Raw genomic sequence first — 22,345 nt, 5'->3', positions numbered from 1 at the left:
CGCTCAGGTTGTACCAATGCTGCATGCAGTGAATGCGTAGCATGGTTTCCAGCGGATAAGGTCGCCGGCCATTACCAGCCTTGGGATAAAACGGCTCGATGACTTCCACCATGTTTTGCCATGGCAGAATCTGCTCCATGCGGGACAAGAAAATCTCTTTTCTAGTCTGACGGCGCTTACTGCTGAATTCACTGTCGGCGAAGGTAAGTTGATGACTCATGATGAACCCTTTTTCATGGCTCCAGATGACAAACATGATCTCATATCAGGGACTTGTTCGCACCTTCCCTAAAGCACTGTCAGTTTTTAACTCTCCCTGCACTAAAAATAAAAAACCACCCGCATAACGGGTGGTTTTTTTATTCTCTCAGAAAGAACCCGAGATATTTAACTCACAACAGCAATCACCCCAACGGCGGCGTGCGTGGCGGCACCTGGCGCTTGCTGCCGGTGGACTCGAAGGCCGAGGCGACGCGCAGCAGATTGTTGTCGTCATAGGCGCGACCGGCGAAGGTCAGGCCCACCGGCATACCGATATCGGCCATGACGCCCATGGGGACGGTGACGGTCGGCACGCCGAGGTGGCGAATGGCGAGGTTGCCGTTGGCGACCCAGATGCCGTTGCTCCAGGCGATATCGGCGGAGGCCGGATTCACGTCCGCGTCGGCCGGGGCGACGTCGGCGACGGTGGGGAACAGCACGGCGTCGAGCTTGAGCCCGTCCATCCACTCTTCCAAGTCCAGCTTGCGGGTCTGCTCCAGACCGCGCAGGCCGTCCGGCACCGAAGCAATCTCGTCGAAACGCTTGAGACCGCGCTTGGCCATCTTGACGTACTCGTCCATGCCCGCCGCCAGATCCCCCTCGCGGTTCGGCAGGGTACCCGGATCGTGGGGGAAGATTTGGGGCCCGTCGACATCCGCAAGCTTGTTGAGTTTGGGATCGCCGTTGGCGCGCAGGAAGTCGTCGAACGCCCAGCCGGAGAGCTCCCACAGCTCGTCGTTGAGAAACTCCGGGCTCACGATGCCGCGATTGAACACGGTCGGCGCGCCGGGTCTGTCCCCTTCGCAGTTGGAGACCAGCGGGAAGTCCACCTCGATGACTTCGGCGCCCGCGGCTTCCAGCGCCTTGCGGGCCTCTTCCCAGAGGGCAATCACGGCCTCGCGGGTATGGATGCGCTGACCGGTCGGGCCGCCGATACCGGGATTGTCGCTGGTGCCCGCCAGTTCATCCTTGTTGATAAACATGCGCGGCACGCCGAGGCGCTTGCCCTTGAGGGCATCGGCCTTGGCGGCCAGATCCAGATAGGAAGCCGGACGCACCTCGGAGGCCTTGGGGATCTTGACCCAGGGCTGCATCCGCCACAGGTCACCACGAGTCTCGGCATCGTCGGCCACTACCACATCCAGCACTTCCAAGAGGTCTGCCATGGTGCGGGCATAGGGCACGACGACGTCCATGGTCGGGGTCAGGGGCCAGTTGCCACGCACAGAAATCACGCCACGGGACGGGGTGTAGGCGCACAGGCCGTTGTTGGACGCAGGACCCCGGCCGCTCGACCAAGTCTCTTCCGCCAGACCAAAGGCGGCGAAGCTCGCGGCGGTGGCAGTACCGGCACCGTTGGAGGAGCCGGAGGCAAAGGGCGCGGTCAGGTAGTCGGCGTTGTAGGGGCTCTCGGCGCGGCCATAGACGCCGCGCTGCATGCCGCCATTGGCCATGGGCGGCATATTGGTCTTGCCCAGGCAGATGGCACCGGCGGCGCGCAGCCGCTCCACGGTAAACGCGTCGCGCTGCGCCACCAGATCCTTGAAGGCCGGGCTGCCGGAGGCGGCGGTCAGCCCCTTGACCAGGTAGCTGTCCTTGGCGGTGTAGGGGATGCCGTCGAGCGGCCCCAGGGTTTCGCCACGGGCACGGCGCGCATCGGACGCTTGCGCCTCTTTCAGGGCATCGGGGTTGGGCACCACGACGGCGTTGAGGCGGGTTGGTGTCTCGGGGCCGTCATAGGCTTTGATCCGCGCCTGATAGGCCTCGACCAGTTCGACCGCAGTGGTGCGGCCGGATTCGAGCGCGGCACGCAGCTCGGCAATGGAAACCTCGGTCACTTCGATCATTGGGGATCTCCTGCAGAAGGGTGACTGTTTGTCATGATGATCGCCGCATCGGCGCCTGCGACCATCACATTATCAAGAGATAAAACCCCACTGAGTGGGGTTTTGAATACCAACCTCGGCTGGCTTGGAACAGGTTCTTACTTGCCAGAAGGAATTTGCTGAGTAATGCAGTGGATATTGCCACCGCCCAGCAGGATCTCCCGGGCCGGTACGCCGACGACCTTATGCTCCGGGAAGATCTCTTCCAGAATGCGCTGGGCTTCGCCGTCGGTGGCGGCATCCAGCAGCGGATAGACGATGCGATCGTTGGTGATGAGGAAGTTCACGTAGGAACCGGCCAGACGGCCTTCTGCCTCGCGCGGCACACCGCTGCCGCTCTCGACGCCGGCAGACTCCTCTTCAGTGCAGAACAGCGGGCCCGGCTGGGGCAGCTTCCACACTTTCAGCTTGCGACCCTTGGCATCGACCGCCGCTTCCAGCACCTTGAGGGCGGCCAGGGAGCGGGCGTACTGGGGATCGTTCTGGTCGTCGGTCCAGTGCAGAGCCACTTCACCCGGGCGCACGAAGCAGCACATGTTGTCGATGTGGCCGTCGGTCTCGTCCATGTAGACCCCTTCGTCCAGCCAGATAAAGCTCTTCACACCCAGATAGTCGCGCAGGTGAGCTTCGATCTGCTCTTTGGTCAGGTGCGGGTTGCGGTTTTCGTTGAGCAGGCACTCGGCGGTGGTCAGGCAGGTGCCTTCGCCATCCACATGGATGGAGCCCCCTTCCAGAATGAGCGGCGCGTCGTAACGATCCATGCCGTGCTGCTCCAGCATCCGGGCAGCGACCTCTTCATCCTGGTTCCACGGGTAGTAGAGACCACCCTTGTGACCGCCCCAGGCGTTGAAGCCCCAATCCACCCCACGGCACTCGCCTGCGGCGTTGGTGACGATGGTGGGACCTGTGTCGCGGGCCCAGCAGTCATCGCTGGCCATCTCCACCAGGGTAACGTGGGCGGGCATGATGCCACGGGCCTGCTCCATAAACTGGGCCGGCACCCCCATAAAGACCGGCGTCGCGCCACCGATGGCATCCGCCACCTTGGCGAAGGTGGTCTGGGCGAAGCGACCGGCTTCCCGCCAGTTGTCCGGGCGGAACGGCCAGATCATCCAGACGGCTTGCTGGTGAGCCCACTCGGCGGGCATGGTGAAGCCGTCGGCGGCCGGCGTGGAATTCATGGTCTTGATGCTCATCGCAAGGCTCCTTGCATGGATTGAGGCCCCCGATTTGCCTGGGACCCCTGAAAAAAATAAGAGTGGGTCGCAGTGTAAGAAGTTGCGCGCCCATCCATCAAATGAATAGGATTAATTGTCCCATAAACACGGCGAATAATCCCCCCATGAAACTGCACCAGCTCGACCTCAATCTGCTGCTCGCCTTTGACGCCCTGATGACGCAAGGGAGCGTGACCCGCGCCGCCGAATCGCTCTTTATCAGCCAGCCCGCCATGAGCCACTCCCTCGGCCGGTTGCGGGCCTTTCTCGGCGACCCGCTGCTGGTGCGCACGCCCCAGGGGATGTTGCCGACTCCCCGGGCCCAGCGCCTGCATCTGGGGGTGCAGCAGGCGCTGCGGCTGCTGGAGCAGCAACTCTGGGAGGAGGACGAGTTCGCGCCGCGTCAGTCGAAGCGCCGCTTCGTGCTCTGCACCACGGATTACGTGGAATGCGTGCTGATCCCTCCCCTTATCCAGCGCCTCAGGAAGCTGGCCCCCGGCGTCACCATCGAGATCCGCATCCTGCGCGATACCCTGCCCGAAGCCGAGCTGGCGAGCGGCGAGATAGATCTCGTGCTGGGGTTTGACGAGTACATGCAGGTGCCGGGGTATCTGGGCAAGGAGACCTGGCTCACCGAACCCCTGGCCGGGCTGGTGCGCGCCACCCTGGAGCTGGAGGAGGAGCGCATCACCCTCGACCAGCTAATCGAGATGCCCCATGTGTTCCACTCGCCGCTCGGCACCTCGGAGGCGAGCCTCGACCGCTATTTGCAGAGCCTGGGCCATAGCCGCACCATCTCGGTCAACAGCCAGAGCTATATGTCCGCCGCCGCCATCGTGAGCCAGAGCGACCACCTCTTGGTACTGCCCAGCATGGTGGCCGAGCTGCTCGCCAGCCACTGGCCGCTGAAAAGCCTGCCCCTGCCCGACGACGTGCCGGACTATCACCTCAACTGCGTCTGGCACCCGGTCCACGCCCAGCAACCGGCCTTGATCTGGTTGAAGGCCTTGATGAAGGATCTGGTGAATCCGGGCTAAGCGGCTGCGACTGGCAGTTCCTCCCCCTCATCCCCAACCCTCCTCCCATTCTTTTGTAAATGAGCGGGAGAAGGGGGCAAAATCCCTGCTGCGAGAGGAGTTCCCAGCAACAACAAAGGCTCCCGCGGGAGCCTTTGTTGTTTACATCTTCGCCATCACGCCCGCAGGGCGCTCATCATCCGGGCAACGACACCGGCCAGCAGAGGGCGGTCGGGGTGGCACTGGGCGAAGGTGACCAGTCCCTGGATATGGACCTGCAAGAAGGCTGTCAGGGTGGGGATGTCCCCCTCTTTTGCCAGCTCCCCCTGCGCCTTTGCCAGGGCCAGCTGCCCGGCCAGATCCTGTTCCAGCTCGCCGTAGATGGCCTTGAAGCGAAGGTGCAGCTCCTCGTCCTGCTCCGCCAGCTCCATCAGGGTGCGGGTCAGCAGGCAGGAGCCCTGCAGGGCATCGTCCACCACCTGCTCGAGGTAGGTGTGCAGCCCCGCCAGCGGGCTGGGCTGTGCCAGGCAGCGGCGGCGCAGGGCTCCCTTCTCTGCCACATAGTGATCGACCGCCGCCAGCAGCAGGCCGCGCTTGTTGCCAAAGGCGGCATAGAGGCTGCCCGGGTGCAGGCCGGTTGCGGCCACCAGCTCCTGCATGGTGGTCTTGGCATAGCCTTTGGCGCGAAAGGCTTCCATGGCGTTTCGCAAGACGGCATCCCGATCGTATTCGGCGCTGCGCATGGGGTCTCCGGTGGCAAGGTCCCGCGGGACGGAAAAAACAGGGCGGCAAGTTTACCCCAGCCTCCCCCGTCAATCCATGTTGAATGCTTGCTCAAAAAATACTTGCACACAAACCAAAAAACGTCTTGAATGCCCGTTCAAGAATCACTCCCTCAGGACAGACGATCATGAATACCCTGTTTCAGCCCTATCGCCTCAACGACACCCTCACCCTCGCGAACCGTTTCATGATGGCCCCCCTCACCCGCTGCATGGCGGGCCCGGGTCTGGTGCCCACCGAACAGATGGCCGCCTACTACGGCCGCCGCGCCGACATCGGCCTCATCATCTCCGAAGCCACCATCATCCGTCCGGACGGGCAGGGCTACCCCAATACCCCGGGGCTCTACAGCGCCGAACAGATCGCCGGCTGGAAGAAAGTGACCAGCGCCGTGCATGCCAACGGTGGCAAGATCTTCGCCCAGCTGTGGCACGTGGGCCGTCTCTCCCACCCCTTCTTCCACCACGCCGAAGTGCTGGCCCCCTCCGCCATCGCCCATGAGGGCACGGTACCGCGCATGCGCGAGCTGGTCTATCAAGTGCCGCGCGCCCTGACCGGGAGCGAAATCGCCCAGCTGGTCGAGGATTACGCCCAGGCCGCCGCCAACGCCATCGAGGCGGGCTTTGACGGGGTGGAGATCCACGGTGCCAACGGCTACCTCATCGATCAGTTCCTGCACCACGCCAGCAACCTGCGCACCGACAACTACGGCGGCAGCCCCGAGAACATGAGCCGCTTCGCCCTCGAGGTGGTGGATGCCATCGCCGCCCGCATTGGCGGGGATCGCACCGGCCTTCGTCTCTCCCCCGGCGCCTATGTGCACCTGGAAGGGGATGCCCGGGATCGCGCCGTGTTCGACCACCTGCTGGCCGAGCTGAACCAGCGCAATCTGGCCTATCTGCACCTGGGCATCTTCGATGACAGCCTCACCTTCGACTACCTGGACGGCCGCGCCTCCGACTACCTGCGTGCCCGCTACGACGGCCACCTGGTGGGAGTGGGCAACTACAACGCAGAGACCGCGCTCGAGGCCATCGAGGCGGACCGCTTCGACCTCGTCGCCATCGGTCGCCCCCTCATCGCCAACCCGGACTACCTCGCCAAGGTGAAACAGGGCGACGCCCTGGTGCCCTATGCCGACACCATGCTGGCGGAGCTGGTCTAACCCTCGCCGGCGCCTTGCCTGACCAAGGATGGGATCCGCGCCCCTGCGCGGGTTTCCAATGTTTGGGCCCTCTCCCGGGCCCTTTTTTCTACCTGCCTTTCGCCCTTTTTCACGCAAATAGTTGTCATCAACAACCAAATGATGGTATTGGTTGCGCACAACAACCAAATACCATCACAAGGAGACAACCCCATGGATCCCCGCCCCCTGCGCGCCCTGTCGAGGGAACTGGTACGCGAACTCGGCATGCTCTCCCAGCAGTGCGGCTCGCTGGCCCTGAGCCCACTGGAGGCCCACCTGCTCATCGAGCTGGAGAACGGTCCCGCCACCAACCAGCAGCTTGCCGAGCGCCTTCGCATCGACAAATCCAACGCCAGCCGCCCCCTGGCCCGCCTCGCCGAGCGGGAGCTGATCGCCTGGCAACCCCACCCCTCTGACGGGCGCAGCAAGGAGGCGAGCCTCACCGAGCCGGGCAAGGCACAGCTTGAGGAGCTGCACCGGCAGATGGACGAGACCATGGCGGGGGCCCTGGCCCAACTCTCCCCCGCCGAGTGCGAGCAGATCTGGGAGGGCATGCGGCTCTATCGCAGCGCCCTCTCCCGCGCCCGCCGCCAGCAGGGCTTCGTCATCCGCCCCATCACCCCGGCCGACAATCCCCGGATCGCCGCCGTGGTGCGCGCCGTCTCCGCCGAATACGGCCTCACCGCCGACAAGGGGTACGGGGTGGCGGATCCCAACCTCGATTTTCTCCACGAGACCTATCAGGGGGAACGCAGCCGCTACTGGGTGATTGAGGGGCCGGACGGCACCATTCTTGGCGGGGGCGGCATAGCGCCGCTGGCGGGGGCACCGGATGTGTGCGAGCTGCAGAAGATGTACTTCCTGCCCGCCCTGCGGGGGCTGGGCCTGGGACGGCGGCTGGTCTTGCAGGCGCTGGCCGAGGCTCGCGCCCTGGGTTACCAGCGCTGCTATCTGGAGACCACCGCCGTGCTGCGGGAAGCCACAGCCCTCTATGAATCCCTGGGCTTCGAACACCTGCCGGGGCCCCTTGGCTGCACGGGCCACGACGCCTGCGAGATCTGCATGGTGCTGGCGCTCGACTAGCTCAAACAACAACAAGGGGCCCATGGCCCCTTGTTGTTTCATCTGTCGCCCCCTGATCAGCCAGCGCGCTGCTCCAGGGTACCAGCAGGCCGGGAAAGCGGCCGCTTGGCCCAGACCCCGGCCAGCAGCGAGCCGGACAGGTTGTGCCAGACCGAGAAGAGGGTACCAGCCATGGCCGAGGCGGGAGTGAAGAACTTCATGGCCAGCGCCGTGGCGAGGCCAGAATTCTGCAACCCCACTTCGAAGGCCACGGTGCGGCAGATCCGCTCCTCAAAGCCCAGCCAGCGACTGACCCAGTAGCCCGCCGCAATGCCGATGCCGTTGTGCAGGATCACCGCCAGCGCCACGATGGGGCCGATGCTGGCGAACTGCCCTGCGTTGAGGGCGACCACGATGGCGATGATCATGACGATGGCGGTCATGGAGACGAGCGGCAGCACGGGCTCGATACGTGCCGTCAGGGAGTGGAGGAAGACATTGGCAACCACCCCGAACACCACGGGGATCAGCACTATCTTCACCAGGCTCAGCAGCATGTCCAGCACCGGCACGTCGACGCTCTTGCCAGCCAGCAGCTGCACCAGCAGGGGGGTGACGAAGACCCCGAGCAGGGTGGAGAGAGCTGTCATGGTGATGGAGAGAGCCACATCGCCCTTGGCCAGATAGCACATCACGTTGGAAGAGGTGCCACCGGCGACGCTGCCCACCAGCACCATGCCCACGGTCAACTCGGCATCAAAGCCCAGCAACAGGCTGACCAGCAGAGCGGCCAGCGGCATCACGCTGAACTGCAATACCAGCCCGAGGCCGATGGCCTTCTTGTTGCGCACCACGTCGAGGAAGTTCTGGGGTTTGAGGGTCAGCCCCATGGCCAGCATGATGATGGTCAGCAGCGGCACTATCTGGCCCTTGAGGCCGACGAAGGGCTCGGGCTGCCAGTAGGCCAGCAGGGAAAACAGCAGGGCCCAAAGCGGGAAGAGGTGGGTGATGCGTCCAAGCATGGTGTACTCCTTGTTATTGTCCAGACGCGGGCAGACCAGGGGATGCCCGCAGGGAACTTTCTCTTATACCAGCTTTGTCGCCGGCAGGCCCGTGTCGCGGCGCTCAGGAAGGGAAATAGAACCAGGCGGTCTGGATAAGACCCTTCTTCACCTCGAACACCGCCACGCTCTCGATGGGCTCGAGGGAGAGGCCGTGGATCAGCTCGTGATCAAACACCTTGTTGCCCAAGACAGTGCGTGACAGCAGCTCGGCCTTGAGCAGCGGGTTGTTGAATCTGTGCTGTGCATAGAAGGCCCGCAGCGCCCCCTTGCCGACTGTGCTCGGCGTCTCGGTCGGCATGCGATAGCCTTTGAAATCCGGGGCAAAGCAGGCCACGAAGGCGTCGAGGTCGTGGGCATTGTAGGCGGCAAACTGCGCCTCTACGGGTTGGGTGACGGACATGTTTCTCTCCATGAATGAAATTTAAATCACTTATCCTTGATTTTTATTCACCAATCAAGCCCCGGATGGGGATCGCCGCCCCTTCCAATGAAACGCCTCATAACAAAAAAACCCCGCCGAAGCGGGGTCTCTCTGGTCATCAGCCACCCGCTGGGCGCGGGCGGGGTGATCAGTGTTCGCGGGTCTGGCGGAAGTGAACGTCCGGGTGACGCTCCTGGGCCAGGCGCAGGTTGACCATGGTCGGCGCGATGTAGGTGAGGTTGTCACCGCCATCGAGGGCCAGGTTGACCTCGTTCTTGCGCTTGAACTCCTCGAACTTCTTGACGTCGGTCCCTTCCACCCAGCGGGCGGTGGCGACGTTGACCGCCTCGTAGATGGCCTCGACGTTGTACTCGCTCTTCAGACGAGAAACCACCACGTCGAACTGCAGCACACCGACCGCACCGACGATGAGGTCGTTGCTGATGAGCGGACGGAACACCTGCACCGCCCCCTCTTCGGAGAGCTGCACCAGCCCCTTGAGCAGTTGCTTCTGCTTGAGGGGGTCACGCAGGCGGATGCGGCGGAACAGTTCCGGCGCGAAGTTCGGGATACCGGTGAACTTGAGATCTTCACCCTGGGTGAAGGTGTCGCCGATCTGGATGGTGCCGTGGTTGTGCAGACCGATGATGTCGCCGGCACAGGCCTCGACCGCCTGTTCGCGGTCACCGGCCATGAAGGTGACGGCGTCGGAGATGTTCACGTCCTTGCCGATGCGCACGTGGCGCATCTTCATGCCCTTGCTGTAAGTACCTGACACGATACGCATAAAGGCGATACGGTCGCGGTGTTTCGGGTCCATGTTCGCCTGGATCTTGAACACGAAACCGGAGAACTTCTCCTCGGTGGCCACCACTTCGCGGCTCTCGGCCTTGCGCGGCATGGGGGCTGGCGCCCAGTCGGTCAGGCCGTCCAGCATGTGGTCGACACCGAAGTTGCCGAGGGCGGTCCCGAAGAAGACCGGGGTCATCTCGCCGGCGATGAAGGCGTCGTGATCGAACTCGGGAGAGGCGCCCTGCACCAGCTCCAGCTCGCCACGCAATTGGGCCGCCAGATCTTCGCCGATGGCGGCATCCAGCTCGGGGTTGTTCAACCCCTTGACCACCCGCTTCTCCTGGATGGTGTGGCCCTGACCGCTCTGATACAGGTAGGTCTCGTCCTTGTAGAGGTGATAGACACCCTTGAAGGATTTGCCACAGCCGATAGGCCAGGTGATGGGGGCGCACATGATGTTGAGCTCGCGCTCCACCTCGTCCATGACCTCCATCGGGTCGCGCACTTCGCGGTCCAGCTTGTTCATGAAGGTGAGGATGGGGGTGTCGCGCAGCCGGGTCACTTCCATCAGCTTGCGGGTCCGGTCTTCCACACCCTTGGCGGCGTCGATGACCATCAGGCAGCAGTCGACCGCCGTGAGGGTACGGTAGGTATCTTCGGAGAAGTCCTCGTGACCCGGGGTGTCGAGTAGGTTGACCAGGCAGTCGGCGTAGGGGAACTGCATCACGGAAGTGGTGATGGAGATACCGCGCTGCTTCTCCATCTCCATCCAGTCGGATTTGGCGTGCTGGCCCGAGCCACGGCCCTTGACGGTACCGGCGCGCTGAATGGCCTGTCCGAACAGCAGGACCTTTTCGGTGATGGTGGTTTTACCCGCATCCGGGTGCGAGATGATCGCAAAAGTGCGTCTCTTGGAGACTTCACTCAGAAATTCAGCTGACATAATTCGACGTTCTTCTATTGAGCGGCGGCCTGGAGCCACCGTGGGAAAAATGCGGGACAGCACCTTGGAATCAGGGCGCCCATGCAGACAACGACACCACGCGGGCGGGTCAGTGACCGCCGGTGGAGACAGGAGAAGCGCGTTGCATTACATGGGTCTGGCCCCGGATCAAAGCAAAATTGCGCGGCATTATACCCGCGCGAGTGAAAAATACCCAGCCCGCTATCACGGGGGCCCGGGGTCGGCCTCACCGGGCCGTCATCACCCGGTTGCGCCCCGCCAGCTTGGCCTCGTACATGGCCTCGTCGGCCCGGCGTACCAGCTCGCCCAGGTTGTCATCCTCGGGTTTGTACTGGGCGCAGCCGATGCTGATGCGGATGGGGTGATCCGCAGGCACCCCCTCAATCTCGAGACGGGCGACGGCGAGGCGGATCCGCTCCGCCACCTCGACGGCCTCGTTCAGGAGGGTATCCGGCAGCAGCACCAGAAACTCCTCGCCGCCGTTGCGCCCCACCCTGTCGAGGCTGCGCAACTGCTCCTCGATGCACTGGGCCACGGCGGTGAGCACACTGTCACCCACGTGGTGGCCCAGCTGGTCGTTCACCTTCTTGAAGTGATCCACATCCAGCAGCAGCACGCACAGGGGGTTGCCCTCCTCCCGGGCCTGGGTGAACCATTTGCGCCCCTTGGCCTGGATCTGGCGCCGGTTGTGGATGCCGGTCAGTTCGTCCGTCATGGCGAGACGCTGCATCTTGCGGGTGCGCCCGCGCTGGTGCACCACCAGGGTACCCATCACCACCAGCAGCAGGGCCACCACCAGGTATTGCCAGTAGCGCCGCTCCTGCAACTGCTTGAGTTTCTCCGCCTGCAACTGCTGCCGGGATCTCAGGGTCTGGTTCTCCAGCTCCTTGCGGGCGAGATCGAACTCGAAACGCATCTGCAAGGAGCGCTATTCCCGCAATCTGAGCTCGAGGGCCTGGCGGGTCTCGACATAGGTCTTGAGGCTGGTGAGGGCCGACTGGATGTGCCCCTGACGCTCCAGCACCCGGGCCCGTGTCTCATGCACCCGGGCGAGGAAGCGCAGGTTCTGCTCCCGGGTAAAGATGGGCTCGGCCTCGTCCAGGTGCCGCAGCGCCTCGCCGGGTCGGTTCAGGGCCTCGAGGACGTCGGCCATGACGAGGTGCCAGTGGCCCAGGGTGACGCTGTCCGCCCCCTCCCCCTGATGGAGGGAGGCTGCCGCCTGATCGAGTTTGGTCATGGCCTGGTCCGGCTTGCCCTGTTTAAGCAGGATGGTGGCCAGCTCGATCCGGCTCCAGGCCAGGACCCCTTCCTGGTTTGATCCCATATAGTAACGCTCCGCTTCGGCCATCAGGGGCAGCGCCTTGTCGTACTCTTCGGTGTCGATGTAGAGGAGCCCCTGCTGGCTGTGAATGTCCACCAGGTACTCCTCGACCCCGAGCTGCCGGTAGTCGTGCTCCAGCTCCTTGAAATAGCTCTCGGCCCGCTCATAGAGCCCCATCCTGCGATAGGCATTGGCAATATTGGCGAGCACCTCGCGCCCCTTGGCCTCCAGCTCGAGCGCCTCGTATCGCTGGTGGGCATTGATGAGATCCATCAGCCCCTCCGCCAGCTCCCCCTGGTAGGAGTACATCTCCCCCCTCAGGCTCAGGATGTCGGCACGCTGACGCTCATCCCCGAGCCGGCGAGCCAGGGTCAGGGCGGCGTCGTAATCCTCCCCGGCCCCGGCCATGTTGCCGAGCAGTTGCCGGTGATAGCCGCGACAGGCGAGCAACCCCACCTCGGTGACCCTGTCCTTGCGGGCACGGGCCTGTGCCAGCCCCTGCTCGGCAAACGCCACCGCGCGGCGAAACTCCTCGTCCCGTTCACCCGGCAGGGCCCAGCACTGCAGCCGGGCAAGACGCCCCTGCACCTCGGGCGGATAGTGTGCCTGTCCGGCAACCAGGGCGGCGACGCGCTCGCGAAACACCTGCACCGGCATCGCCGACTCTTCCAGCTGCTGCAACGCCAGCTGCAACTCGTGCCCGGCCAGTGGCGCCGCCTGGGCCAGGGCAACCCCCAGCAACAGACCACCTCCCATCAGGATCTTCATGCGGACATTTTCTCCTCTTCACTGGCCGGACGCCGCGCTCACCGCTGTCATCATATCCCCACAGACTCTGGGCGCACAGCCGCCAGAGGGTGAGAAAACTCCTCATATCGAACGAGAGCCTCCCCTATCCCCTTCTTTACAGAAGGAGAGAGTGCATCGACTATATATGCTTTCGAACAGGGGAAGGGATGAGGAATGACCTACGAGGAGCTGAGGGAGGCTTACGACAGGTTGTTGCTGGAGAACGAGCGTCTCAAACGCATCGCGGATGACGCGCGGGAGAAGCTGGACGCCGCCATGGACGGCACCGGCCTGTGCATCTGGCAGAACCATGTGCCCACCGGCAAACTCATCATCTTCAACCGCCGCTGGGGCTCCATGCTCGGTTACCAGCCCAAGGAGCTGTCGGCCCACTTCGACGTCTGGCGCGCCCACCTGCACCCGGAGGACAGGGAGCAGGTGCTGCAGGCCTTCTTCGACCATCTGGAGGGCAAGAGCCCGTTTTATCAGGCGATGCACCGCATGATCGCCAAGGATGGCAAGACCACCTGGGTGCTGGACCGGGGCCGGGTGGTGGAGCGGGATGATCAGGGCAACCCCGTCCGGGTGATGGGCACCCACATCGACATCACCCACGAGAAGGAGTACGAGCAGCAGCTCGCCCAGCTTGCCCACCGGGATCCCCTCACCGGCCTGTTCAACCGCACCGCGCTGCACCGCCACTTTCCCGGGGAGTACCAGGCCATCTGTTTCATCGATCTCGATGACTTCAAGCTGGTGAACGACAACCTGGGCCACCGGGCAGGTGACGAACTGCTGGTCTCCCTTGCCCAGCGCCTTCGCCACTGCTGCGGCGAGGAGGTACGGCTGGGGCGCATCGGCGGGGACGAGTTCGTGCTGCTGCTGCCCTGGGCGTGCGACGATCCCCGCACCAGCCACCTCGCCCGCCAGTGCATCGATGCCATCGCCACCCCCTTCGAGCTGCCCAACGGGGACGCCTCGGTGGGACTGAGCATGGGAATTGCGGCCATCCGGCCCCAGGACGATTTCGGCGCGGCGCTGGCCCGGGCGGATCAGGCCATGTACAGGGTCAAGCGCAGCGGCAAGCGGGGTTTTTACATTGCCCAGCCAAGCGGTCAGCCGCTGCTGGATCAGGAGCAGGTCAACGAACGGGGCCTCTACCACAGGCCCACTCTCTGAGCCTGAGCGCCCTCAATGGCGCTGCCAGCGCCGCAGCAGGCGTCCACGCAGGCCGCAATCGAGCAGCCAGCTGTTGTCGAACACCCGCAAAATGGCCGCCTTGGCGTGACGGGACATGGCGACCGCATGGAAGCGTGTCTGCTGCGCCCGTCGCCGGTTCATCCGCTCGAGCAGGGGGTGGGGCAGGTTCTGGGCGATGAAGTCGGAGATCACCAGCACGTCGGCCTTGGCAAAGGCGGGTTGTTCGAGCTGGGTCAGGGCCTGCTCTAGGCAGGGCACCAGATCGGTCCCCCCGTGAAAACTCATGGAGAGAAAGCGCTCCGCCTTCTCAAGCCCGGTGTCGGCGGTGATCTCCAGGGTCGCCACCTCGGTGGAGAAGAGCATCAGATAGCAGCCCCGCTTTTCCTCCATCGCCCCTTTGAGCAGGGCGAGAAACAGCGCCTTGGCACACTCCTCCGGATAGCCCCCCATGGAACCTGACGTATCGACGCAGACGATGAAGGGGCCCCGCGGCTGCACCTCCTGCCCTCCCTGCTCGGGGGAGCGCAGCATCAGACGCTGGCGCGGCAGGGTGCCCCGCGACTGGTAGCTCAGCAGGCGCCGCTCCAGATAACGGCGATAGAACTCCAGCTCCAGCTCCGGCAGCGCCAGCATCACCGCCTCGCTCGGCAGGAGGCGCATCAGATCGCTGGCCGGGTGCACCCCCACCAGATCGTCGGGCACATCGTCACTTTGCACCTCCTCCAGCTCGTGCACAGGCACCGGAGGCAGCGTCCTGTCCTCGCTGCGCCGCTCCCGCTCGCTGCGCCCAAGCAGGGCGGCGATCTCCGCGAGCAAAGGCTCCTGCTGCAACATGCGGGCGTACTGCTTCACCAGCGCCAGGCTGCGCTTGTGCCAGCTCCCCTGGGCCAGATCCCAGAGCCCCCCGGCGGAGATCTGGTGCGGATCCAGGGCATCGGCCAGGGTCCGGTTGGCCAGCAGTTGATCCTCTATCTCCTGGCGCTGCTTCTCCCGCTCCGCCTCCGCTATCTGCTGCTGCAACTGCAACAGGCTGCCCACCAGGCTGGCGCGCCACTTCTCGATGAAGAGCTGGCGCAGCCCCTCGGTGGGCTGGGCCACTATCTGGCGCACCAGGCTGCGGGCATCCCCCGCGAAGGGGCTGTGCTGCTCAAGGGCTTCCAGCAAGGCGGGCAGGCGCCCCACCAGCTCCGGCAGGGGCAGTTGCCGGTGGGCCTGATAGAGCAGGTATTCCCGCTCGAGGGCCACCGGCACAGGCTTGTGACGCATCTCCTCCCCAAGCTGTTCGCTCCAGGTCTGGATGCGCTTTCTGAGCAGCTTCCCCTGCAGGGGCGAGCGCTTGAGGAACTCGGAGATCTTGGGGGTGGAGGCAAGCAGCAGCGCCATCTCCCCCGCCAGCTCCCCCTCCCCCATGAGCAGCCCCAGGTCCATCATGCCGATCTCTAGCATGGGCCACCCCGGACGTTGAGATGTGATGGAGTATCATGCTGACGAAACATGTTTTTCATCCTGTTTATTTCACCAATCCCACGTAAGACGCGACGTCACCCCTGTGCATCGAGAAGAGGCAGACGATCCCGCCACTGCTGCAGCTCGGCCCCCAGCCGCTCCAGGTCCCGGCTCAGCACGAAGAAGCTGTCCTCCACCTGACGCAACCAGTTGTCCCCCACGAACAGGTGAGGCTGGTGACGGTCGAACAGGTTGCGCTGACCCTTGAGATTTTGCAGCACCCGGTTCACCTGGCCCGTCAGGTCGTCCAGGGCCGACAGCCAGGGGGCCATCACCACCTCGGGGATGGGGGTGCGCTCCACCAGCATCAGGGGCACGGGCTGGCGCTGGATATCCAGCACGTGCAGCCGCAACTGCTCGTCCAGCACCAGCTCGTAGTGCCCCTCCTTGGGGTTGCCGAGGGGCCAGCCCACCAGCGCCTCCCCGGTGGGGTGCCAGTGAGAGAGCAAGGTGCGATCGAAGGTGAGGGTGCCGGTGAGGCGTTCGGGATCACTGCCATCCAGGGGCGCCGGGGTGAGCAGCTGGAAGTGCACCAGCTTGCCGAACGGCCTGGCGTTGGCCAGCGGCAGTTCGGTGCCGCGGGCGCGTCGGCCGAACCACTGCTTGCGCTTGACCGCCTTGCAGCCGATGCGCAGGGCGACCGCCCCCTGCAACTGCTTGAACTGCTCGCGCAGGGAGAGCAGCTCCCGGGTCAGCGCCAGTTGCTGGTAGCCGTAGAGGCGGGAAAACTCGCCGATCATCTCCAGCAGCGCGGTGCGGGAAGCCTCGTCGTGCCAGAGGCAATCCTTGAACAGCAGCAGATCCAGGGGAGCCACCTCGTCGCGGCCATTGAAGAAGGCGCTCGCCTTGATGAGCCGCACCGCCTTCTTCCAGCGCCGATCCGAGACATAGCAGCCGTGCCCGAGCTGACTGTCGAGCTGCTGGCGTAGCTGGTAGATGAGTTCGAAACAGGCGTCCGGCAGGCGCACCTGCTCGATGGCATCCTGCCAGGCGTCGTACTCTTCCCCCCGAATCTGCACCGAGGGGGTCAGGTTCTGATGGGACTGGCCATCGCTCGCCAGCATGGCCTGGAAGTTGGATTTCTCCTGCACCCTGTCCATCCAGACCCGCACCAGCATGCGGTCGTAGAGCGCCTCCAGCCCGCTGTCCGGGGCAGGCAGCTCGTTCGAGGCGGTGACCAGCAGCCGCATGGGAATGGGGTGCTGGCTGTCGCCGTTGCGAAACTGCCGCTCGTTGATGGCGGTGAGCAGGGTGTTGAGGATGGCGGGGCCCGCCTTCCAGATCTCGTCGAGGAAGACCACCTCGGCCTCCGGCAGGTAGCCGCTGGTCAACCGCAGGTACTTGCCATCCTCCTTGAGCGCCTGGATGGAGAGGGGGCCGAACACCTCCTCCGGCGTACTGAAACGGGTCATCAGGTATTCGAAATGGCGGGCATCCTGAAACGCCAGCTTGAGGCGCCGCGCGATCAGGCTCTTGGCGATGCCCGGGGGGCCCAGCAGAAAGACGCTCTCGCCACTCAGGGCCGCCAGCAGGCCGAGCCGCAGGGCATCCTGGCGCTCATACAGTCCCTCGCCAAGGGCGGAAAGGAGCCGTGGCAGACGCTCATGAATGGGGGTGGCACGAACAGTATTCTGGGCTAAAGGCGGCATAGGCACAGTTCCGAAGCTGATAGGTCATCCGTGGTGACGGGGTCCGGCCTCTGGCCCCGCCCCACTCTCATTGTCTGTCATCTCTGCCCCGGGGAGGCGCTCGTTTGCCATCGCCACAGGGCGAAAAGCGCACGTCCGGGGTGCAGCAAATCCCGCGAGAGTGTACTCTGCGCATCATTATTTACCCCAACGCAGATCAAGAGTGAGCCTTCGCCATGCAAGATCCCCTGCTGGACCCGCTGCGCCAGCGCATTCTGGCCCGCATGGGCATCCCCCTCTGGCAACAAAGAGGCCGACTCCTGGCGGGAGGCACCAGCCCCGACGGCGCCGCACAGCCGGCAAACACGCCCGCCGACGAGGTGCTGGCCCCGCAGGAGACTGCCCCTCTGCCGACCGGCAAGCTCTGGCTGCTGGCAGAGACGCTGCCCGCGCCCTCCCTGCTCGGGGACATCTGCCGCTGGCTCGGCCTTGGCACGGACGAGGTCTCCCTGTTGTCCGAGATGCCTTCCCTACCCGCGGGGGCCACTTCGCCCCTGCTCTGGCTGACGGCGCCGGACCCTCGCTGGCCCGATGCCTTGGTCTGCCCGCTCAAGCCCGATGGGGCACACAAGCGCGCCCTCTGGCAGCAGTGCCGGCAGCGCCACACCCCTTGATGCTCACGACCATGGCACGGCCATGGTGTCCATCGCAAGCCTGAATCCCGTCCGGAGTGACCATGTCTGACCTCTTGCCCCACTTTCGCCCCCTGCTCGAATCGGACTTCGAAGCCATCTACCCCATCGAGCAGGCCGCCCACCAGGAGCCCTGGAGCCAGGCCAACCTGCTCTCCTGCTTCGGGCCGCGCTATCTCAACGGCCTGATGCTGGTGGACGGACGACCGGCCGGTTTCTACATCTCGGATCTGGTGGCGGGAGACAGCTCCCTGATGAATCTCTGCGTGCATCCCGATTTTCAGGGCAAAGGGCTGGGGCGGGCGCTGCTCAGGGAGTACCTGGCCCGCAGCAAGGCCGGCAAGGCCGAGGCCTGGTTCCTGGAGGTGCGGGCCGGCAACCGCACCGCCATCAACCTCTACGAGAGCGAGGGGTTTGCCGAGTATTGCCGCCGCGCCGACTACTATGGCACCGGGCAGGAGAGGGAGGATGCCGTGCTGATGTCCCGTCTGTTCGACTTCGGCTGATCCCGTAGCCGCCCGACTTGGGCCGGGAGGCCATCCACAACGGACAAGGGGGCATGCAGCCCCCTTGTCGTTTCTACCCTCATCCCACTCCCCAGTCGCCCCTCAGGGCAGGGGCGCGTTGTCGATGGCGGGATCCTCCAGGCTGAGGGTGACCCTCAGCACCGCCTCGAAGGCCGCCCCCGAGAGGGGCATGAAGAAGCCGCGACCATAGGTGACACCGGGCATCCAGATCTGTTCGATATCCACCGCGATCTTGATGGGGCGAAGCGGCTCACCCGGTCGCTGGACATAGATGCCAGGGGCCGTCGCAACCTGGGGGAAGCGGCGCAGAATGTGCTCGCTGCCATCCCCCGCATCCGGGTTGAGTCGCACCTTCACCAGCCCCGCCAGGGCGGATTGCATCTCGGGGGCACGCCACAGCCTGGTATTCAGCGCCTTGCAGCGTCGGCACTTGGCGCGCTCGATCACGTAGAGCAAGGGGTATCCTTCCCTCAGCGCCAGCCGCTGCGCCTGCTCATAGCCCTCGGCGCCACTCAGCCAGGGATTATCCTGCTCCCCCGCCCCCCCCAGCAGATACCAGAGGGCGCCAGCCCCCGCCAACAGCAGCAACACGCCGGTGAACAGGCTCTTGATCCCGATATTCATGGTGCAACTCCCTGAATGAATCCGATCCCTGCCCCCTATCATGCCTCACTCTCATCTGGTTGACGACTTTGTGATCCAGGACAAATGGCGCACACTTGTAAGCTGTAATGTTAGAGTTTAAACTCCAGCCCCGATTTTGGTGCCCCTGCGGCGCACAACTGTTACTTGAGGATGCGTGAGATGTCGCAGTTTCATCTGGTTAGAGTGATGCGTGAGCGTATTGCCCGCCTTGGCAACAAGGCCGCCCTGCGCGTCCAGCAGGATGGCCAGTGGCGCGCCATCGGCTGGCGAACCCTGGGTCAGGCCATGGATTATTGCGCCCAGGGACTGATCCGGGCGGGCCACCAGTCCGGCGAGATGGTCGGCATCTATGCCCGCAACATGCCCGAGTGGACCCAGGCCGACCTCGGCATCCTGGCCGCCCGTGGCGTCAGCGTGCCCATCTACCCCACCAGCACCCTCGATCAGCTACGCTACATCGTCAAGGATGCCGGCATCAGGATGCTGTTCGTGGGGGAGCAGCCCCAGTTCGATCAGGCGCTGCACCTCATCGACAGCGGCGAGATAAGCCACATCGTCGCCCTGGACGGCACCGTCGATCTGCGCGGCTGCGCCTCGGCCAGCCACTTCCAGGCCTTCCTCGTCTCCGGCAACCACCAACCCAGCGAGCAGGTGCTGCGCGAGCGCGAGCGCCACTACCGCATGGACGACCTGCTGACCCTCATCTACACCTCGGGCACCACGGGCGAACCCAAGGGGGTCATGCTCGATTTCGCCAACATGGCCGCCTGCTTCGAGATGCATGACGCTCGCCTCGACCTCAGCGAGCAGGATGTCTCCCTCTGCATGCTGCCGCTGAGCCATGTGTTCGAGCGTGCCTGGAGCTACTACGTGCTCTATTGCGGCGCCGAGAACGTCTACATTCGCGACCCGCAGAAGGTGATGGATGTCATCGGCGAGGTGAAGCCCACCGTGATGTGCGCCGTGCCCCGCCTCTACGAGAAGGCCTACGCCATGATCCAGGCCAAGGTCGCCCAGGCTCCGCGCCTGCGCCGCGCCCTGTTCGGCTGGGCCACCCGGGTGGGCAAACAGATGGTCGCCACCCGTCAGGCGGGCAAGTCCGCCTCTCCCCTGCTCTATGGCCAGCTCTGGCTTGCCGAGCGCCTGGTGTTTCGCAAACTGCGCGCCCGTTTCGGCGGTCGCACCCGCTTCCTGCCGGTGGCGGGCGCCCGTCTCGCGGACGAGGTGAATCTCTTCTTCCAGGCCATGGGGCTCAACCTCAAGTACGGCTACGGCATGACCGAGACCACCGCCACCGTCTGCTGCTATGAAGACACCCAGTTCAGGCTGGGCTCCATCGGCACGGCGCTAAACGGCATCGAGGTGAAACTCGGCGAGAACAACGAACTGCTGGTGCGCGCCCCCACCGTGATGCGTGGCTACTACAACAAGCCGGAGGCCACCGCCGAGGTGATGACCGAGGATGGCTTCCTGCGCACCGGCGATGCGGGCGAGCTGGATGGCGAGGGCAACATCTACTTCACCGAGCGCTTGAAGGAGCTGATGAAGACCTCCAACGGCAAGTACGTGGCGCCACAACTGGTGGAGGGGACCCTCGGCAAGGATCGCTTCATCGAGCAGATTGCCATCGTCGCCGATGCCCGCCACTTCGTGTCGGCGCTCATCGTGCCCTGCTTCGAGTCCCTGGAGGAGTACGCCCGCTCCATCAACCTGCAGTACCAGTGCAAGACCGAGCTGCTGCGCCACTCCCGGGTGATGGAGTTCTTCGAGGCCCGCATTCAGGATCTGCAAAAAGAGCTGGCCAAGTTCGAGCAGGTGAAGAAGTTCACCCTGCTGCCGAGCGCCTTCTCCATGGAGCTCGGGGAGATCACCCCCACCATGAAGCTGCGCCGCAAGATCATCGAGGCCAAGTACCAGCGCGAGATAGAAGCCATGTACAGCCACGTCTGATCGACGGGCCTGATATGAAAAAGCCGCTCATGGAGCGGCTTTTTGCTGGGCGTCTCTCCCTTATGGCAGCTTGACCAGGGGTTGCTCGCGCAGCTCGGTGGCCCGACCGCCCTGGATCTTCTCCACCTGGGCCAGGGCCTGCTTCACTTCGTCGGCATTTTGCAGCAGGCGATAGGTCAGATCGAAGGTCTTGGTCTCCCCCGGCTGGATCTTGGGGACCAGCCCGAGCGGGCGCTGGTACTTGGTGCTGTAGGCATAGCTGGTACCGGGTTCGATGCCGGTCACATAGCCCTGGGCCCGGGTGTCGGTGTTCTTCCACAGGGTCAGCACCGGCAGCTGTCGGGTGTTGTAGCCCACCGCCACCCCGGCGTTGCCGGCACGGTTGTTCAGCACTGCCAGGGTATTGCCGTCGGCGTCGCTGTAGGGCACCAGGTTGAACACCATCTCGTCGAAGCCCTTGGTGGGCCCCAGATAGGTTTGCCAGCCCTTGAGTCCGGCCTTGGCGTAGTCATTGAACGGGGAGATCTGCTTCACCGGCGTGCTCACCCTGGCTCCCTCCTCCAGAATGGGGGCCCCGAAGTTGCCGTGATAGATGATCTGGTACTCGTTCTCGTAATCCGCGTGGTTGGTCAGCTTGTCCTGCAGGGCAAACTCCGCCTGACCGGGCACCACGCTGAGCTGGGTCCAGGTGACCAGTTCGCTCATCTTGAAGGTGCGCTCGTCCACCCGGCCCAGCACGTGGATGGCATAGGGCGGCTCGTCGTCCACGGTCACGCTGACCACGGAGGCGGGAATGTTCTGCACCCGGCCATGGAGGCTCTTGAGGCGGCCGTCGTCATCCACCCCGGGATGACCCGTCCACTCGTAGCCGCAGCGCACCAGCATCTCGTTGAAGCCGTCGAGCCAGCCGAGACCGCCACGGCTCTCGAGATCGATGAAGGCGGGGTTGACCACCTCCTTGACCGGTGAATCCCAGCCGAGGCGCAGATCCGCCGCCTTGACCTCCTTGATCCCCATGCCGCGGGTCGGCACCAGGGTGATCTTCATGACGCCGTTGTCGACGATGAGCAGATCCACCCCTTCCTGGCGGCCGCCGTGCAGGCGTTTCTTCTCGATGGTGAAGGGAACCGGACTCTTGATGCCGAGCTTCTCGCTGGTGATCTTCCAGTCGCCCACATCTAGCCCTTGCTGGGAGTCGGTCAGCAGAAATTCGGCGGCGTGACCCGCGGTGGCGCCCAGGGCGAGCAGCACGGCAATGGAGAGTTTCTTCAACATGGATTTATCCTCGTGTCTCTTGTTTTTGTGAAAGCTGAATCGTTTCAGTGATCGAAAACTAGGCGTCTGACGCCCCGGACTCAAGAGACAAAAAGAGGAAATGTGAGCCGATTGACAATAAAAACGGCTTCAGCCCTGCTGAAATGAAGGCTGACTCACA

20 protein-coding genes are annotated in these 22,345 nt (G+C 64.1%); 7 read left to right on the top strand and 13 right to left on the bottom strand.

Annotated elements, in window-relative coordinates; translation table 11 throughout:
- The 3 genes from C3418_RS07680 to aguA all read right to left on the bottom strand — a co-directional run.
- Positions 1–220: IS5/IS1182 family transposase (locus C3418_RS07680; RefSeq protein ID WP_024176516.1), on the bottom strand; the 220-nt coding region annotated here is incomplete at its 3' end.
- A 184-nt stretch (positions 221–404) separates the two neighbouring features.
- A complete protein-coding gene (locus C3418_RS07670) occupies positions 405–2,108 on the bottom strand; it encodes an amidase (RefSeq protein ID WP_103858263.1) in 1,704 nt (567 codons plus the stop codon).
- 137 nt (positions 2,109–2,245) lie between these two features.
- A complete protein-coding gene (gene aguA, locus C3418_RS07665; protein WP_103858262.1) occupies positions 2,246–3,343 on the bottom strand; it encodes an agmatine deiminase in 1,098 nt (365 codons plus the stop codon).
- Between the two features lie 146 nt (positions 3,344–3,489).
- On the opposite strand from aguA, the gene C3418_RS07660 reads away from it, so the two are divergent.
- Positions 3,490–4,401 carry a LysR family transcriptional regulator gene (locus C3418_RS07660; protein WP_048206938.1) on the top strand — a complete coding sequence of 304 codons (912 nt, stop codon included), beginning with the start codon at positions 3,490–3,492 and terminating at the stop codon, positions 4,399–4,401.
- A gap of 155 nt (positions 4,402–4,556) precedes the next feature.
- On the opposite strand, the gene C3418_RS07655 is transcribed toward C3418_RS07660, so the two are convergent.
- Entirely contained in the window at positions 4,557–5,123 is a 567-nt protein-coding gene (locus tag C3418_RS07655) for a TetR/AcrR family transcriptional regulator (protein ID WP_103858261.1), read from the bottom strand.
- A gap of 167 nt (positions 5,124–5,290) precedes the next feature.
- Between C3418_RS07655 and C3418_RS07650 the strand changes: the two genes are divergently transcribed.
- Both C3418_RS07650 and C3418_RS07645 read left to right on the top strand, forming a co-directional pair.
- Positions 5,291–6,328 (top strand): alkene reductase, encoded by a 1,038-nt coding sequence (locus C3418_RS07650; RefSeq protein WP_181023075.1) that lies wholly within the window; start codon positions 5,291–5,293, stop codon positions 6,326–6,328.
- 192 nt (positions 6,329–6,520) lie between these two features.
- Positions 6,521–7,432 carry a bifunctional helix-turn-helix transcriptional regulator/GNAT family N-acetyltransferase gene (locus tag C3418_RS07645; protein ID WP_080990037.1) on the top strand — a complete coding sequence of 304 codons (912 nt, stop codon included), beginning with the start codon at positions 6,521–6,523 and terminating at the stop codon, positions 7,430–7,432.
- Between the two features lie 56 nt (positions 7,433–7,488).
- On the opposite strand, the gene C3418_RS07640 is transcribed toward C3418_RS07645, so the two are convergent.
- The 5 genes from C3418_RS07640 to C3418_RS24680 form a co-directional block, all read right to left on the bottom strand.
- Positions 7,489–8,433 carry a bile acid:sodium symporter family protein gene (locus C3418_RS07640; RefSeq protein ID WP_103858259.1) on the bottom strand — a complete coding sequence of 315 codons (945 nt, stop codon included), beginning with the start codon at positions 8,431–8,433 and terminating at the stop codon, positions 7,489–7,491.
- Between the two features lie 103 nt (positions 8,434–8,536).
- Complete coding sequence (locus C3418_RS07635; RefSeq protein ID WP_103858258.1) at positions 8,537–8,875, bottom strand: nuclear transport factor 2 family protein; 339 nt, start codon at positions 8,873–8,875, stop codon at positions 8,537–8,539.
- Between the two features lie 169 nt (positions 8,876–9,044).
- Positions 9,045–10,634 (bottom strand): peptide chain release factor 3, encoded by a 1,590-nt coding sequence (gene prfC, locus C3418_RS07630; protein ID WP_103255304.1) that lies wholly within the window; start codon positions 10,632–10,634, stop codon positions 9,045–9,047.
- Between the two features lie 244 nt (positions 10,635–10,878).
- Positions 10,879–11,568, bottom strand: coding sequence for a GGDEF domain-containing protein (locus C3418_RS24685; RefSeq protein ID WP_258039877.1), 690 nt, complete (start codon positions 11,566–11,568; stop codon positions 10,879–10,881).
- A 12-nt stretch (positions 11,569–11,580) separates the two neighbouring features.
- Entirely contained in the window at positions 11,581–12,741 is a 1,161-nt protein-coding gene (locus C3418_RS24680; RefSeq protein ID WP_258039876.1) for a hypothetical protein, read from the bottom strand.
- 195 nt (positions 12,742–12,936) lie between these two features.
- Here C3418_RS24680 and C3418_RS07620 point away from each other — a divergent pair, with 195 nt between their 5' ends.
- On the top strand, positions 12,937–13,941 hold the full coding sequence (locus tag C3418_RS07620) for a sensor domain-containing diguanylate cyclase (RefSeq protein WP_039039409.1): 1,005 nt from the start codon (positions 12,937–12,939) through the stop codon (positions 13,939–13,941).
- 12 nt (positions 13,942–13,953) lie between these two features.
- Here C3418_RS07620 and viaA read toward each other — a convergent pair whose 3' ends face one another.
- Positions 13,954–15,408 carry an ATPase RavA stimulator ViaA gene (gene viaA / locus C3418_RS07615; RefSeq protein WP_029313704.1) on the bottom strand — a complete coding sequence of 485 codons (1,455 nt, stop codon included), beginning with the start codon at positions 15,406–15,408 and terminating at the stop codon, positions 13,954–13,956.
- 95 nt (positions 15,409–15,503) lie between these two features.
- Entirely contained in the window at positions 15,504–17,117 is a 1,614-nt protein-coding gene (locus tag C3418_RS07610) for an ATPase RavA domain-containing protein (RefSeq protein WP_041211041.1), read from the bottom strand.
- Positions 17,118–17,332: 215 nt separating this feature from the next.
- Between C3418_RS07610 and C3418_RS07605 the strand changes: the two genes are divergently transcribed.
- The gene (locus C3418_RS07605; protein ID WP_049635924.1) at positions 17,333–17,770 is read left to right on the top strand and encodes a DNA polymerase III subunit psi; all 438 of its coding nucleotides are present in this window, start codon (positions 17,333–17,335) and stop codon (positions 17,768–17,770) included.
- A 74-nt stretch (positions 17,771–17,844) separates the two neighbouring features.
- Positions 17,845–18,294: a ribosomal protein S18-alanine N-acetyltransferase gene (gene rimI / locus C3418_RS07600; RefSeq protein WP_103255305.1), complete on the top strand. Its 450-nt coding sequence runs from the start codon at positions 17,845–17,847 to the stop codon at positions 18,292–18,294.
- Between the two features lie 102 nt (positions 18,295–18,396).
- Here the strand turns inward: rimI and C3418_RS07595 are convergent, their stop codons facing one another.
- Positions 18,397–18,939: a hypothetical protein gene (locus C3418_RS07595; RefSeq protein WP_103858257.1), complete on the bottom strand. Its 543-nt coding sequence runs from the start codon at positions 18,937–18,939 to the stop codon at positions 18,397–18,399.
- A 180-nt stretch (positions 18,940–19,119) separates the two neighbouring features.
- Between C3418_RS07595 and C3418_RS07590 the strand changes: the two genes are divergently transcribed.
- Positions 19,120–20,910 carry a long-chain fatty acid--CoA ligase gene (locus C3418_RS07590; protein ID WP_048206927.1) on the top strand — a complete coding sequence of 597 codons (1,791 nt, stop codon included), beginning with the start codon at positions 19,120–19,122 and terminating at the stop codon, positions 20,908–20,910.
- Between the two features lie 60 nt (positions 20,911–20,970).
- On the opposite strand, the gene C3418_RS07585 is transcribed toward C3418_RS07590, so the two are convergent.
- Positions 20,971–22,185, bottom strand: coding sequence for an aldose 1-epimerase family protein (locus C3418_RS07585; RefSeq protein WP_010672908.1), 1,215 nt, complete (start codon positions 22,183–22,185; stop codon positions 20,971–20,973).
- Positions 22,186–22,345 lie beyond the last annotated feature (160 nt).

Source organism: Aeromonas sp. ASNIH8 (assembly GCF_002919855.1).
GTDB lineage: Bacteria > Pseudomonadota > Gammaproteobacteria > Enterobacterales > Aeromonadaceae > Aeromonas > Aeromonas caviae.
The sequence above is the reverse complement of the archived record's forward strand: the minus strand, read 5'-3'. Positions and strand labels throughout refer to the sequence as shown.

What these genes read in the sequence shown, in the direction of transcription:
- C3418_RS07670 (WP_103858263.1), bottom strand. Translation starts at nt 2,108, where the DNA reads ATGATCGAAGTGACCGAGGTTTCCATTGCCGAGCTGCGTGCCGCGCTC.
- aguA (WP_103858262.1), bottom strand. Translation starts at nt 3,343, where the DNA reads ATGAGCATCAAGACCATGAATTCCACGCCGGCCGCCGACGGCTTCACC.
- C3418_RS07660 (WP_048206938.1), top strand. Translation starts at nt 3,490, where the DNA reads ATGAAACTGCACCAGCTCGACCTCAATCTGCTGCTCGCCTTTGACGCC.
- C3418_RS07655 (WP_103858261.1), bottom strand. Translation starts at nt 5,123, where the DNA reads ATGCGCAGCGCCGAATACGATCGGGATGCCGTCTTGCGAAACGCCATG.
- C3418_RS07650 (WP_181023075.1), top strand. Translation starts at nt 5,291, where the DNA reads ATGAATACCCTGTTTCAGCCCTATCGCCTCAACGACACCCTCACCCTC.
- C3418_RS07645 (WP_080990037.1), top strand. Translation starts at nt 6,521, where the DNA reads ATGGATCCCCGCCCCCTGCGCGCCCTGTCGAGGGAACTGGTACGCGAA.
- C3418_RS07640 (WP_103858259.1), bottom strand. Translation starts at nt 8,433, where the DNA reads ATGCTTGGACGCATCACCCACCTCTTCCCGCTTTGGGCCCTGCTGTTT.
- C3418_RS07635 (WP_103858258.1), bottom strand. Translation starts at nt 8,875, where the DNA reads ATGTCCGTCACCCAACCCGTAGAGGCGCAGTTTGCCGCCTACAATGCC.
- C3418_RS24685 (WP_258039877.1), bottom strand. Translation starts at nt 11,568, where the DNA reads ATGCGTTTCGAGTTCGATCTCGCCCGCAAGGAGCTGGAGAACCAGACC.
- C3418_RS24680 (WP_258039876.1), bottom strand. Translation starts at nt 12,741, where the DNA reads ATGAAGATCCTGATGGGAGGTGGTCTGTTGCTGGGGGTTGCCCTGGCC.
- C3418_RS07620 (WP_039039409.1), top strand. Translation starts at nt 12,937, where the DNA reads ATGACCTACGAGGAGCTGAGGGAGGCTTACGACAGGTTGTTGCTGGAG.
- viaA (WP_029313704.1), bottom strand. Translation starts at nt 15,408, where the DNA reads ATGCTAGAGATCGGCATGATGGACCTGGGGCTGCTCATGGGGGAGGGG.
- C3418_RS07610 (WP_041211041.1), bottom strand. Translation starts at nt 17,117, where the DNA reads ATGCCGCCTTTAGCCCAGAATACTGTTCGTGCCACCCCCATTCATGAG.
- C3418_RS07605 (WP_049635924.1), top strand. Translation starts at nt 17,333, where the DNA reads ATGCAAGATCCCCTGCTGGACCCGCTGCGCCAGCGCATTCTGGCCCGC.
- C3418_RS07595 (WP_103858257.1), bottom strand. Translation starts at nt 18,939, where the DNA reads ATGAATATCGGGATCAAGAGCCTGTTCACCGGCGTGTTGCTGCTGTTG.
- C3418_RS07590 (WP_048206927.1), top strand. Translation starts at nt 19,120, where the DNA reads ATGTCGCAGTTTCATCTGGTTAGAGTGATGCGTGAGCGTATTGCCCGC.
- C3418_RS07585 (WP_010672908.1), bottom strand. Translation starts at nt 22,185, where the DNA reads ATGTTGAAGAAACTCTCCATTGCCGTGCTGCTCGCCCTGGGCGCCACC.